9 protein-coding genes, 1 tRNA gene and 2 rRNA genes (1 of these 12 only partly in view) are annotated in these 13092 nt (G+C 64.2%); 7 read left to right on the top strand and 5 right to left on the bottom strand.

Annotated elements, in window-relative coordinates:
* From FHR22_RS18185 to FHR22_RS18170, 4 genes are all read left to right on the top strand, one after another.
* Positions 1-1655 (top strand): 23S ribosomal RNA (locus tag FHR22_RS18185); it begins 1136 nt to the left of the window's first position.
* A 131-nt stretch (positions 1656-1786) separates the two neighbouring features.
* Positions 1787-1901 (top strand): 5S ribosomal RNA (gene rrf, locus FHR22_RS18180).
* 134 nt (positions 1902-2035) lie between these two features.
* Positions 2036-2112 (top strand) — tRNA-Met (locus tag FHR22_RS18175).
* Positions 2113-2641: 529 nt separating this feature from the next.
* Positions 2642-3142 carry a nucleoside deaminase gene (locus FHR22_RS18170; RefSeq protein ID WP_243853840.1) on the top strand — a complete coding sequence of 167 codons (501 nt, stop codon included), beginning with the start codon at positions 2642-2644 and terminating at the stop codon, positions 3140-3142.
* 34 nt (positions 3143-3176) lie between these two features.
* On the opposite strand, the gene FHR22_RS18165 is transcribed toward FHR22_RS18170, so the two are convergent.
* The gene (locus FHR22_RS18165; protein ID WP_243853838.1) at positions 3177-3794 is read right to left on the bottom strand and encodes a TetR/AcrR family transcriptional regulator; all 618 of its coding nucleotides are present in this window, start codon (positions 3792-3794) and stop codon (positions 3177-3179) included.
* Positions 3795-3883: 89 nt separating this feature from the next.
* On the opposite strand from FHR22_RS18165, the gene FHR22_RS18160 reads away from it, so the two are divergent.
* From FHR22_RS18160 to FHR22_RS18150, 3 genes are read left to right on the top strand one after another with little or no spacing between them, the layout of a single operon-like run.
* The gene (locus FHR22_RS18160) at positions 3884-5308 is read left to right on the top strand and encodes an efflux transporter outer membrane subunit (protein WP_166945113.1); all 1425 of its coding nucleotides are present in this window, start codon (positions 3884-3886) and stop codon (positions 5306-5308) included.
* A 2-nt stretch (positions 5309-5310) separates the two neighbouring features.
* Entirely contained in the window at positions 5311-6456 is a 1146-nt protein-coding gene (locus tag FHR22_RS18155; RefSeq protein ID WP_208417798.1) for an HlyD family efflux transporter periplasmic adaptor subunit, read from the top strand.
* 8 nt (positions 6457-6464) lie between these two features.
* Positions 6465-8018: a DHA2 family efflux MFS transporter permease subunit gene (locus FHR22_RS18150; RefSeq protein ID WP_166945111.1), complete on the top strand. Its 1554-nt coding sequence runs from the start codon at positions 6465-6467 to the stop codon at positions 8016-8018.
* 8 nt (positions 8019-8026) lie between these two features.
* Here FHR22_RS18150 and FHR22_RS18145 read toward each other — a convergent pair whose 3' ends face one another.
* The 4 genes from FHR22_RS18145 to FHR22_RS18130 are packed head-to-tail and all read right to left on the bottom strand — an operon-like array spanning position 8027 to position 12975.
* Positions 8027-8455 carry a VOC family protein gene (locus tag FHR22_RS18145; protein WP_166945110.1) on the bottom strand — a complete coding sequence of 143 codons (429 nt, stop codon included), beginning with the start codon at positions 8453-8455 and terminating at the stop codon, positions 8027-8029.
* Between the two features lie 9 nt (positions 8456-8464).
* Complete coding sequence (locus FHR22_RS18140; protein ID WP_208417797.1) at positions 8465-9766, bottom strand: dicarboxylate/amino acid:cation symporter; 1302 nt, start codon at positions 9764-9766, stop codon at positions 8465-8467.
* A 60-nt stretch (positions 9767-9826) separates the two neighbouring features.
* Positions 9827-11182: a sigma 54-interacting transcriptional regulator gene (locus FHR22_RS18135; RefSeq protein WP_166945109.1), complete on the bottom strand. Its 1356-nt coding sequence runs from the start codon at positions 11180-11182 to the stop codon at positions 9827-9829.
* Complete coding sequence (locus FHR22_RS18130; RefSeq protein WP_166945108.1) at positions 11179-12975, bottom strand: sensor histidine kinase; 1797 nt, start codon at positions 12973-12975, stop codon at positions 11179-11181. The genes FHR22_RS18135 and FHR22_RS18130 overlap by 4 nt, the downstream gene beginning before the upstream one ends.
* Positions 12976-13092 lie beyond the last annotated feature (117 nt).

Here is a 13092-nt window from a genome sequence, read left to right as displayed (position 1 = left end):
TCTAAATAAGGGTTCCTGCGGCGAAAATGTAACGGGGCTCAAGACGTGCACCGAAGCTTAGGGTGTGTAGCAATACACGCGGTAGCGGAGCGTTCCGTAGGCTGATGAAGCGATCTGGTAATGGGTCGTGGAGGTATCGGAAGTGCGAATGCTGACATGAGTAGCGATAAACAGGGTGAGATGCCCTGTCGCCGAAATCCCAAGGGTTCCTGCTTAAAGCTAATCTGAGCAGGGTAAGCCGGCCCCTAAGACGAGCCCGAAGGGGGTAGTCGATGGGAACCACGTTAATATTCGTGGGCCTGGAGGTGTGTGACGGATCTCGTAAATTGTCTGACCTTATTGGATTGGTCAGGCTTTGAAGAGGTTCCAGGAAATAGCCCCTCCATTATAGACCGTACCCTAAACCGACACAGGTGGGATGGTAGAGTATACCAAGGCGCTTGAGAGAAGTCTCCTGAAGGAACTCGGCAAATTGCCTCCGTACCTTCGGAAGAAGGAGGCCCTCATTCCGGGCAACCGGTTTGAGGGGGCACAGGCCAGGGGGTAGCGACTGTTTAGCAAAAACACAGGGCTCTGCTAAGTCGGCTTCAAGACGACGTATAGGGCCTGACGCCTGCCCGGTGCCTGAAGGTTAAGTGGAGTGGTGCAAGCTGCGAAATGAAGCCCAGGTAAACGGCGGCCGTAACTATAACGGTCCTAAGGTAGCGAAATTCCTTGTCGGGTAAGTTCCGACCTGCACGAATGGCGTAACGACTTCCCCACTGTCTCCAGGAGATGCTCAGCGAAATTGAATTCTCCGTGAAGATGCGGAGTACCCGCGGTTAGACGGAAAGACCCCGTGCACCTTTACTGCAGCTTCAGAGTGGCATTAGGAAAGAACTGTGTAGCATAGGTGGGAGGCTTTGAAGCACTGGCGCCAGCCGGTGTGGAGCCATAGGTGAAATACCACCCTGTTGTTTTCTGATGTCTAACCTCGATCCATGAAACTGGATCAGGGACCCTCTGTGGCGGGTAGTTTGACTGGGGCGGTCGCCTCCTAAAGAGTAACGGAGGCGCGCGATGGTAGGCTCAGGACGGTTGGAAACCGTCTGTTAGAGTGCAATGGCATAAGCCTGCCTGACTGCGAGACTGACGAGTCGAGCAGAGACGAAAGTCGGTCATAGTGATCCGGTGGTCCCGAGTGGAAGGGCCATCGCTCAACGGATAAAAGGTACGCCGGGGATAACAGGCTGATGATTCCCAAGAGCTCATATCGACGGAATCGTTTGGCACCTCGATGTCGGCTCATCACATCCTGGGGCTGGAGCAGGTCCCAAGGGTTTGGCTGTTCGCCAATTAAAGTGGTACGTGAGCTGGGTTCAGAACGTCGTGAGACAGTTTGGTCCCTATCTGCCGTGGGCGTCGAAATTTGAGAGGAGTTGACCCTAGTACGAGAGGACCGGGTTGAACATACCTCTGGTGTACCTGTCGTGGCGCCAGCCGCGCAGCAGGGTAGCTATGTATGGACGGGATAACCGCTGAAAGCATCTAAGCGGGAAGCCTCCCTCAAGATAAGATTTCATAGAGCCGTGGAAGACCACCACGTTGATAGATCGGATGTAGAAGTGCGGTAACGTGTGGAGCTAACCGATACTAATTGCTCTATTCGCACTTAAGAGTCCCACCATCAACGACAATCCTGACCGGCCAAAAGCCTGACGGACTGTCCGCGAAGTGGATGATTGTAAACAGTCCATATTGCACGGGCATCGATTGAACCCAATTTTGACCTACGCCGGCTTCATTGCTTGGTGACCATGGCGTCAGTGACCCACCCGATCCCATCTCGAACTCGGCCGTGAAACCTGACAGCGCCGATGGTACTACCGCTTAAGCGTTGGAAGAGTAGGACGTCGCCAGGCATTGCAGCCGACGTATGGTCAAACGGAAAACCCATTCACAAAGTTAGAGGCCGGCAGCGATGCCGGCCTTTTGCTGTTTTGCGGCACGCACCTCCTGATATCCTTGGGGCGCGCGGAGATCCGCAAGTTGGTGGCGCGGGATGGAGCAGCCCGGTAGCTCGTCAGGCTCATAACCTGAAGGTCGTAGGTTCAAATCCTACTCCCGCAACCAATATTGGCCCGCTTTCTCGATGAGATGGCGGGCTTTTTCTTTGCCTGAGCGAGCAATGGCTGCATTATCAAGGCCTCTGCCATGCAAAGGACAGGCTTGCAGCCGAATGGGAGAGATGCCGCCTTCAGCCGTTTGCATCGAAGCGTGAGCGCGTGCCACGGTCAGCAAAGGGCTCGACCCTAACGAAACAGCCGAGTGTCCGAAAACGACCGGTTGCTGCCCTTCCTTTCATCGTCACCCGCGGAGGAGACCCGTGGCTCTTCCGCCTTGATCCGGGGTCCCGCTTGACCTCGAAAACTGCTGGTGCCCTCAAAAAAGCGGGATCCCGGGTCAAGCCCGAGATGACGAAGCTGTAGAAAGCTATGCCCGCTTCCCACCCCAATGCGGACGTCGGATCAGTTGCGCATAAATCGTCCAGAGCACGACTAAGCTGCCGCTTCCAGGAAGCTACTGCGTCGATCCGATCCTGTTCTCGCAAACCATTCTTTCCACAAGCCCGCTTTTCAGCGGGCTTTTTCTTTGGAAAAAAATGCGCGTTCGGGTAACGGCAGGAGTTGAAGATGGACGAGCAGCGCTTTCTGCGCGTCGCGATCGAACTGGCGCGAGACAATCTTGCGCGCGGCGGGCAGCCGTTCGGGGCGCTGGTGGTGAAGGAGATGGCGAAATCGTCGCGACGGGCGTCAACAGGATACTCGCGACGACGGGTCCGAACGCGCATGCCGAGCTTGAAGCAATCCGCGCGGCAAGCCGGCGGCTTGCATCGGCTGACCGGTCAGGCTGCGCGGTCTATGCCAGTGGACAACCGTGCCCGATGTGCATGGCGGCAATGTGGATGGCGGGCGTCACCGCGGTGTATTTCGCTTATTCGAACGACGATGCCGAACCATTCGGGCTGTCTACTGCCGCGATCGCCGCCGATCTGGCGCGCCCCTTCATCGATCAGTCGATGCAGATCCGCCATTGTCGCGCCGAGGATGAGACAGGCCCCGACATCTATATCCAATGGGCCCGCCAGGCCGGCGGCTCCTGAAGCGGTACAGTCAGGCTCGCGCAGGCGGCGCGCTTCAAAGTCTTCCGGTTTCCGGCCGCCAGGCGCGGTAGAAGGTGTCGACCGCGGCGTCGACCTCCTCCTGCAGGCGACTGGTGTCGCGCCCTTCCGGAAGCCCGAGGACCGCGAACTGATAGAGGCCCGACTGGCATAGCCCCGAAAATTGCTGCACGGCGCGCATCGGGTCGCCCATTCTGATCTCGCCGCGCATCATCTTCTCGGCCACCCAGTCGGCAGCGCGCGCTTTGCCGCGGCGGGGGCCGCGAGCATAAAAAGTCTCGGCAAGATGCGGGAAACGCTCGGCCTCGCCGACGACAAGGCGATAGAGCGACAGGAGCGGGCGCGCCGTCAGCTTCGTCATCAGCATATTGCCAAACGCGCGAAGCACATCGGGCACGGGACCGTCGAGCGGCAGATCGACCGTGAGCACATCGCCATATTGGGCGACGATATCGTCGACCACCGCGGCGAAGAGCTCCTCCTTCGAAGGGAAGTAGGTCCAGAGCGTCGTCTTCGAACCGCCGACCTTGCTGGCGATCGACGACATCGTTGTGCCGGCATAGCCATTCATGAAAAACAGATCGCGCGCCGCATCGACAAATGCCTTGCGCCGCGCCGCCGCGGCGTCGTCCAAGGCAGCCGTACTATCTGGTATCATTTCGATTGACAACGCATCCTCCGAAGTTCATTGGCGCATGATACCAGCTAGTATCGTTGGATGCCATGCCCTATCGACTTCTCTCCTCCGTTGCGGTTTTCTGCCTGCTTTCCGCTTGTGCGAGCGTCCCCGACCTCGGGCCCAAGCCCGTCCCGGTCGCCGCCGGATCGCTCGAATCATCGGCGAGCTTCGCCGGCGCAACCGGCGCCTGGCCGGTCGAGGGCTGGTGGCAGGGTTTTGGCGATGCACAACTCACCACGCTGATCGATGAAGGCTTGAAAGGCTCGCCCGATGTCGCAATCGCCGCGGCACGCGTCCGCGCCGCCGATGCGCTGGCGCAGCAGGCCGGCGCGGCACTCGGCCCGCGTATCGGGGCCGAAGCGAGCGCCGGCGGTGTCCAGCAGAGCAAGACGATGGGCATCCCGCCGCAATTCGTTCCCGAAGGTATCCAGGACACCGGGCATGTCGCCGCGACCTTCGCCTTCGACCTAGATCTGTGGGGCCGCAATCGCGCCGCGCTCGCCGCCGCCACCTCCGAAGCCGAAGCCGCGCGCGTCGATGAAGCGCAGGCGCGGCTGATGCTGACGACCGGCATCGCATCGGCCTATGCCGATCTTGCGGGCTATTATGACGCGCTCGGCGTCGCGAAGGATGCGCTGCGCATTCGCGGTGCGAGCGCGCAATTGTCGACCGACCGCACCCGCGCTGGGCTCGACAATATGGCAAGCCAGCGCCAGGCCGAGAGCCGTGCTGCATCGGCGCGCGGCGACATCGTCGCGCTCGAGGAAGCGATCGCGGTGACGCGCAACCGGCTCGCCGCGCTCGTCGGCGCCGGCCCCGATCGCGGGCAGGCGATCACGCCTCCCGAACTCGCAGTTTCGGATATCGGCTTGCCGCCGGCCGCCGGGATCGACCTGATCGGCCGCCGCCCCGATATCGTGGCAGCGCGGCTTCGCGCCGCAGCCGCGGCAAAACGCATCGATGTGGCGCGCGCCGATTTCTATCCGAATATCAGCCTCTCCGCGCTTGTCGGCTTCCAGTCGCTCGGGCTTTCGAACCTGTTCGATGCCGGGTCCAAATATGGCAATGGCGGCGCGGCGATCAGTCTTCCGATCTTCGATGGCGGGCGCTTGCAGGGCCGCTACCGCGGTGCGCGCGCCGACTATGACGTCGCGGTCGCGTCTTACGATGGCACGCTGGTCGCGGCGCTCCGGGACGTGGCCGACATCGTCGTTAGCCGCGCGGCGACGACGCGCCAGCTTGCCGATCGCCGCGAAGCGCTGCGCGGTGCGGCGGAGGCCGCCAATCTCGCCGGGCTGCGCTATCGCGCCGGCCTGTCGAACCAGCTCGCCCAGCTGACCGCCGAGGACAGCATGGTGGCCTTGAGCCGCTCGGTCGCCGACCTCGAGGCGCGCCAGCGGACCCTTGATATTGCCCTGATCCGCGCGCTTGGCGGCGGATATCGCACCCAGATTCCGACAGGAGAATGACGATGGCCGACGATACGGCTGCGGCCGCCCCCGACGCCCCCGAAGCCAATGGCGAACGGCAGGCGAAACGGAAGAAGCTGTTCCGGATACTGGCCATCGTGGTCGTTACGGTCGCGGCGCTTTGGGGCATCTGGTATTTCCTGACCCAGGCCGGGCGCGTGTCGACCGACAACGCCTATGTCGGCGCCGATTCGGCGACGGTGACCGCGCTCGTTTCGGGCCCGGTCAAGGATGTGCGGGTCAGCGGCACGCAAGCCGTGAAGAAGGGCGATATCCTGGTCATCCTCGACGATGCCGATCAGCGCATCGCGGTCGCCGATGCCGAAGCGGCGCTGCGCCAGGCGCGCCAGCGTTACGGACAGGCGAGCGCGACGGCTGACGCCGCCCGGGCGCGCGTCAGTGCGCGGGGCGCCGAAATCGCACAGGCGCGCGCGCGATTGCGCGACGCCGACGCGACGGTGGCGCGGGCGCAGGCCGAATATGCGCGGCGGAGCAGCATCGCCAGCACGGGCGCCGTATCGGGCGAAGAATTGACCGCCGCCCGCGCGGCGCTCGCGCAGGCAACCGCGGCACGCGACCTAGCGGCCGCAGGCATCGCCTCGGCCGAAGCGACGCGCGGATCGGCGAGCGGCGATCTCGGCGCCGCCGACGCGGTCGTGCGCGGCACCACGATCGAAACCGCGCCCGACGTCGCGGCGGCGCAGGCTCGGCTCGAAAAGGCCGAACTTGACCTTGCACGCACGGTGATCCGCGCGCCGGTCGACGGCATTGTGACGAACCGCCAGGTGCAGGTCGGTCAGCGGATCGCGGCGGGCGCGCCGATCATGGTGATCGTCCCGATCGCGACCGCCTATGTCGATGCCAATTTCAAGGAAAGCCAGTTCAAACGCATCCGCATGGGCCAGCCCGTCGAACTGGTTTCGGACTATTATGGCGGCGACGTGGTGTATCGCGGCAAGGTGGTCGGTATCGCCGGCGGCACCGGCGCGGCCTTTTCGCTGATCCCGGCACAGAATGCGACGGGCAATTGGGTGAAGGTGGTGCAGCGGCTTCCGGTACGGATTGCGCTCGATGCCAAGGAATTGAAAGCGCATCCGCTTCGCGTCGGCCTGTCGATGGAAGCGACGATCGACACGCGCGGAAAGTGACCTGACCGATGGCCAGCGTTGCCGCTCCCGCCACCACCAGCGTCCCGGCAGAGCCGCAACCGCTGAGCGGAATGCGGCTGATCGCCGCGGCCTTCGCGCTCGCGCTCGCCAATTTCGTCGTCGTGCTCGACACGACGATCGCCAATGTGTCGGTCCCGCATATCGCGGGCGGCCTCGCCGTGTCACCGACGCAGGGCACTTGGGTGATCACCAGCTATGCGGTCGCCGATGCGATCGCGGTGCCGCTGACCGGCTGGCTCGCGATGCGGTTCGGCACCGTGCGCTGGTTCATGATCTCGATCATCGGTTTCGGCTTTTTCTCTTTCATGTGCGGCATATCGCGTACACTCGATGCGCTGATCCTCTTTCGCGTCCTCCAGGGACTGTCGGGCGGTCCGCTGATGCCGCTGTCGCAGATATTGCTGCTGCGTATCTTCCCGAAGGAAAAGGCGGGGGTCGGTCTCGCGATCTGGGCGATGACCACGACGACGGCGCCGATCCTCGGTCCGATCCTTGGCGGGCTGATCAGCGACAATTGGAGCTGGCCGTGGATATTCTTCATCAACCTGCCCATCGTCGCGATCTGTGCCTTTGGCGTCGCGAGCATGCTCGGCGCGTTCGAGACGAAGAAGGTGAAGGCGCGGATCGACGTGATCGGGCTCATCCTGCTCGTCCTCTCGGTCGGCGCGTTCCAGGTGATGCTCGACACCGGACGCGAACATGACTGGTTCGGATCGGCCTGGATCGTCATGCTGGCGATCGTCGCCGCGATCAGCTTCGCCGCCTTCGTCATCTGGGAACTCACCGACGCCAATCCGGTCGTCGACCTGCGCGTCTTCCGCTTTCGCGGGTTCAGCTTTGCGACGATCGCCATATCCCTGGGATTCGGCGCCTTCTTTTCGCAGGTCGTGCTGACGCCATTATGGTTGCAGCAGGTGGCGGGTTATACGGCCACCGAAACCGGTTTCATCGTGGCGTGGATCGGTGTTTTCGCCGTATTGCTATCGCCCGTCGCGGCAGGGCTGATCGGCAAGATCGACATTCGCATCTCGATCAGCGCCGGCATCATGTGGATGGCTTTCGTGTCGATCCTGCGCGCGAGCTGGAATGCCGACGTCGATTACTGGACGCTGGCCTTGCCGCATCTGCTGCAAGGGATGGGCATGCCATTTTTCTTCGTCGGGCTGACCGCGCTGGCGCTCAGCAGCGTTCCGGCAAAGGACCAGACCTCGGCCGCGGGCCTGATGAGTTTCCTGCGCACGCTCAGCGGAGCGATGGGTACGGCGGTGGCGACGACGGCATGGGACGATGCCAGTCGAACCTCGCGTTCGGAAATGGTCTCGGCGCTCAACGATCCGGGCGGCGCCATGGATGCGCTCCAGCGCGCCGGGCTGACGCTCGAACAGGCGCGCGGTATGATCGAGCATATGGTGGAGGTGCAGGCATCGACCATCGGCGTGCTCCACCTGTTCCTCGCGTCGGGGGTCGTGTTCGTCATCGCGGCAATGTCGGTATGGTGCGCGCCGCTGCCCAAACAGGTCTCGATGGGCGCCTCGCACTAAGCAACTCGCTATGTTGCGAACAACTGGCCGGGATCGGCGAAAGCCTTGAACTCGAGTGCATTGCCCGACGGGTCGAGGAAGAACATCGTCGATTGTTCGCCGGGCCGGCCGGGAAAGCGCGTATGCGGTTCGATGACGAAGCTGACGCCCCGATCCTGCAGCCGCTCGGCGAGTGCGTTCCATTCGCTGGGCGGCAGGACGACGCCGAAATGCGGAACCGGTACGTCATGCCCGTCAACCGGGTTATGACCCGCGACCGCATCGCCATCCGGCGTAGCGACGCGATGGGCGACGATCTGGTGGCCGTAGAGGTTGAAGTCGATCCAGTCGGCGCTGCTGCGGCCCTCGGGACAACCGAGCACGGTGCCATAGAAATGGCGTGCCGCGTCAAGGTCGCGGACCGGGAAAGCGATGTGGAAGGGGGCCAGGGCGGTCATTGAAAACCCCTACACGTCTTTGGCGGAAAGATATTCATCGACGTCGATTTCCTTTTCCCAGCGCGCGACGGCGGTGGCGATCGACAGGTCGCAGGTCACGTTGGGAACGGTGCGGATCATGTCGAGGATCCGGTCGAAGGGCAGGATGAAACCGACGACGAGCGCGGTCTGTTCGGGCGTGATGCCGATCGCATGCAGCACCGCGGCGAGGACGAACAGCGATCCCGACGGCACCGGTGCGACTCCCATGGCGACGATCGTCGTGGTGCCCGCGATGACCAGATAGTCGGCGAAGCTCAGGTCGAGACCGAAGGCTTGCGCCGAAAACAAGGTGAGCATCGCGACATACATCGCGGCGCCGTCCATGCCGATCGTCGCGCCGAGCGGCAGCACGGTCGATGCGACCGGGGGCGATACGCCCAGATTGCGTTCGGCGACGCGGATCGCGACCGGCAGCGCCGCCGAACTCGACGAGGTCGAAAAACCGACCATGATCGCGTCGGCGATGCCGCGAAAGAAGGGCAGCGGCGGCAGCCAGGCGAGCAGGCGGACGACGATGCCGCCATGGATGACGAGCGTGACGATCGCGGCGCCGGTCAGCACGCATAGCGCCAGCTTGAAGATCGCCAGGAAGCTCGATGGGCCCGTCGTCCCCATCATCACCGCGATCAGCGCAAAGACGCCGAACGGCGCAGTTTCCATCACGAAGCCGACGATCCGCAGCATCACCGCGGTCCCGGCGGTCAGCAGGCGGCGCACCGGTTCGGCCTCCTTGCCCGCGGCGATCACGCCGGCGCCGACGACGATGGCAAAGAAGATGACCGACAGCGTCGCGCCATTTGCCATCGCGCCGATCGGATTGTCGGGCACGATCTCGATGAACATGCGCGCCGGATCCTGCGCCTCGGCCAGGGCCTTGGGCACCGCGCCGGCAAAGCTGGCGCCGGCGCCCGGCGCGATCAAGCTCGCGACGACAAGGCCGGTGGTGACCGCGAGCGCCGTCGTGAACACATACATCGCCAGCGTCTTGATGCCGATGCTGCCGAGCCGTTTCGGATCGGCCAGCGCCGCGACCCCCGATGCGATGGTCAGGAAGACGAGCGGGACGACGAGCATGCGGATCAGCCGCACGAACAATTCGCCGATCCACGCGATCGACGTCGCGCCCTCGCCCCACAAGAGGCCCACCGCACCGCCGAGGACCAGCGCCGCCATGATCCGTTTCCACAGCGCGATGCCGAACCAGCGGCCGAGCAGGCCGGGTTTGCGGGCGTCCGCCGCCGCGGGCGGCGCGGGCGCGGTATCGGTCATGCGGTCGATCCCATGCCATAGTCTACCCGGCTGGGCCCTATGGTCCACCCCTGTTTGCGATCAAAGGGAGCCAGGTCCGGTGGCGCGATAATCCTTCGGGTTGATCCCGTGGCGGCCGAGCTTGTCGTACAAAGTCTTGCGCGGCACCCCCAGCATCGCCATCGCCCGGGCAATGTCGCCGCCGCACGCGGTCATCGTGTCGCGGATGATCGTCGCCTCGAAGCGTGCGACGCGCGTCGCCAGGGTCATGTCGGGCGGGACGGGCGGCAGCCCGGGGTCGGACGGCAGATCGAGCACGACGCTATAGGCGAAATTCTTGAGTTCGCGGACATTGCCCGGCCAGTCATGCTCGACCAGATAGCGGCGGACGCCGTCGTCGATGGAAAAGCCCGCCAGCCCCATTTTTGCCGCCGCTTCGTCGAGGAAAAAGGCGAAGGTCTGTGGAATGTCCGAGCGCCGCTCGCGCAGCGGCGGAATGCGCAGCTTCACGACGTGCAGCCGGTAATAGAGGTCCTCGCGGAATTCGCCCGCCCGCACCGCGTCCATCAGGTCGGTCTTGGTCGCAGCGACGATGCGCAGGTCGACAGGTTCGGGCGCGCTGGCGCCGATCGGCTGCACTTCGCGTTCCTCGATCACGCGCAGCAGTTTCGCCTGCACCGCCGGATGCATCGTATCGATTTCGTCGAGGAACAAGGTGCCGCGATGCGCGCTGCGGATGCGGCCGGCATGGCCGAGCTTGCCCGTGGCGCGGTCGATCAGGTCGCTGCCGAACAATTCGGTCTCGGCGAGTTCGTGCGGCAGCGCGGCACAATTGACCGCGACCAGCGGGGCGCCGCGGCGGCGGCTCTGGCGGTGCAGCATATGCGCGACCAGTTCCTTGCCGGTGCCGGTCTCTCCCTCGACCAGCACGTCGATATCGGCCTGCGCAAGCTGGGCGATCGTTTCGCGCAGCCGCGTCATGCCGGCGCTCTCGCCGATCAGCGGGCTGTCGATCTCCGCCACCGCCGCAGTCAGCCGCCGGTTGTCGAGGATCAGCCCGCGATGGTCGAGCGCGCGGCGCGCGGTGCTCGCCAGATGATCGGCGGCAAAGGGTTTGGCGAGGAAATCGAACGCGCCGTCGTGCAACGCGCGCACCGCCATTGCGATATCGGCGTGCCCGGTGATCAGGATGACCGGGATGTCGGGATCGATCGCGTGGATCGCGGCGCGCAATTGCAGCCCGTCCATGCCCGGCATGCGGATGTCGGTGATGACGATGCCGGAAAAATCGGGCGTGATATGCGGCAGCACGCTGGCGGCGTCGGCAAAGGCCTCGACCGACAGGCCGGCGAGGTCGAGCGCCTGGATGTTCGCGGCGCGAAGCTGCGCATCGTCATCGACGAACAATATGGTCTGTTGTCCGGTGAACAGGCTCACGCTCTGAGCTCCAGCCGGAATCCGGCGCCGCCGAGCGGCGAGGGGATCAGGGTCAGCCTGCCGCCGAAATCGGCCATGATGTTGCTCGCGATCGCCAGCCCCAGCCCCAGGCCGTCGGGGCGCCCGGTCGCGAAGGGGGTGAAGAGCTGCGGCACCAGATCGGCCGGGACGCCGGGGCCGTTGTCGCAAATGTCGATGAACTGCGGATCATCGCCATGGGCATGGATCGATATGCGCGCATCGGTCTTGCCGCGCAGCGCCTCGATCGCATTCTGCAGCAGGTTGACGAAGACCTGTTCCAGCCGGACCCGCTCGGCGTGGACCGTCGCATCGGGCCGGTCGAGCGCGATGTCGAGCGCGATGCCCTGCGCGCGCAGCCGGTCGCCGATCAGCAGCAGCGTTCCGTCGATCGCCGATTGCAGCGCGACGGGGCCGAGCGGCTTGGGCCTCCGCCGCGCAAAATTGCGCAGCTCGTTGGTGATCGCGCCGACGCGGGCGGTCAGGTCGACGATGATGTCCAGATTGCCGCGCACTTTGTTTGCATCGCCGCGCTCCAGATAGCGCAGGCTGTTTTCGGCGAAGGTGCGGATCGCGGCGACCGGCTGATTGATTTCATGCGCGACGCCCGCGGTGATCTGGCCGATCGAGCCGAGCCGGCTTGCCTGCGCCAGCTCCTCGCGCGCGGCACGGTAGCGGCGATCGGTGTCGACCTGCCGTTCGGCCGCCTGCTTCAGTTCGGCATTGGCGTCGCTAAGATCCTGCGTGCGCGCGGCGACCTCGCGTTCCAGCGCAAGATGCGCGGCATGGCGGATCGTTTGCCGCTCGACGATGCGGAGCAGGGTGACGATCGCGGTGCCCACCAAAATCAGCAGGACAAGGAAGATGACGCGCGCCGTCGCATTGGCGCTGTCGCGCTTCGGCCCGAGCGGCTGGAACAGGTGGAGCGTTGTGCCGGGGAGCGAGACATGCTCCGACGCCGGGCGATAGATCGTCTCGCCGATGACGAGGTCGCCGTCGGTGCGGCGCGCCGGCAGCATCGCCAGCGGCCGCGCGCCGTAGCGCAGCGACCGCCGTAGCTCGTCCCTCCGTGCCGCCGACAGCGGCGCGAGCGAGCGGAACTGCCAGGCGCGCTCGCTGGCCATGATGACGATGCCGGCATCGTCGGTGACCAAAGTTGCCGCCCCCGAATCGGCCCATTTGCCTTCGAGCCGGTCGAACTCGACCTTGACGACGATGACGCCCAGGGTGCGCCCGTCGACTGCAACCTTGCGCGCAAGATAGAGGCCGGGTCGTCCGCTCACCGTGCCGAGTGCGAACAATTCGGCCTCGCCCCGCGCCATCGCGCCTTGGTAATAGGGGCGGAAGCGGTAATTCTGTCCGACGAAGCTTGTCGGCATCCGCCAGTTGCTCGCGGCGATCGTCGTGCCGTCGGGGCCCATGACATAGATGACGGCGGCATCGGTGCGCGCCGCGAGCTGTTCGAGCTCGCGATTGAGCCGCGCCGACGCCGCGACGCTCCGGTCGGCGAGCGCGGCGCGGACGTCGGGGAATTCGGTCAGCACGCGCGGCAGCAGACGGAATTTCTGCAACTCGCTTTCGAGCAGGCTGAGATGCGCGCGCGCATTCTGCCGCGCCTCGATATCGGTTGCTGACCGGGCATGGCTTGCCGCCCATTGCGCCAGCGCCAGCGCCGCGACGATCAGCAGGAGCGCGCCGGCGATCGTGGCCAGCAACAGCCGCCGCCGCCCGGCGCCGGGGCCCTGAACCTCAACCGAATCATTTGCGGTGACCATGTGCGGATTTTCGCACAAACTTTCAATTTGTCATGCGGAATAATGCACAAATTGCCAGCGGGTAAGGGCGCGTTTCGAAATATTATCATTTAAAACAAGTGGATAATTCTGAATCCC

Source organism: Sphingopyxis panaciterrae (assembly GCF_011762125.1).
Taxonomy (GTDB): Bacteria; Pseudomonadota; Alphaproteobacteria; order Sphingomonadales; family Sphingomonadaceae; genus Sphingopyxis; species Sphingopyxis panaciterrae.
Note: the sequence above shows the minus strand (reverse complement) of the source record. Positions and strands in the feature narration are given on the sequence as shown.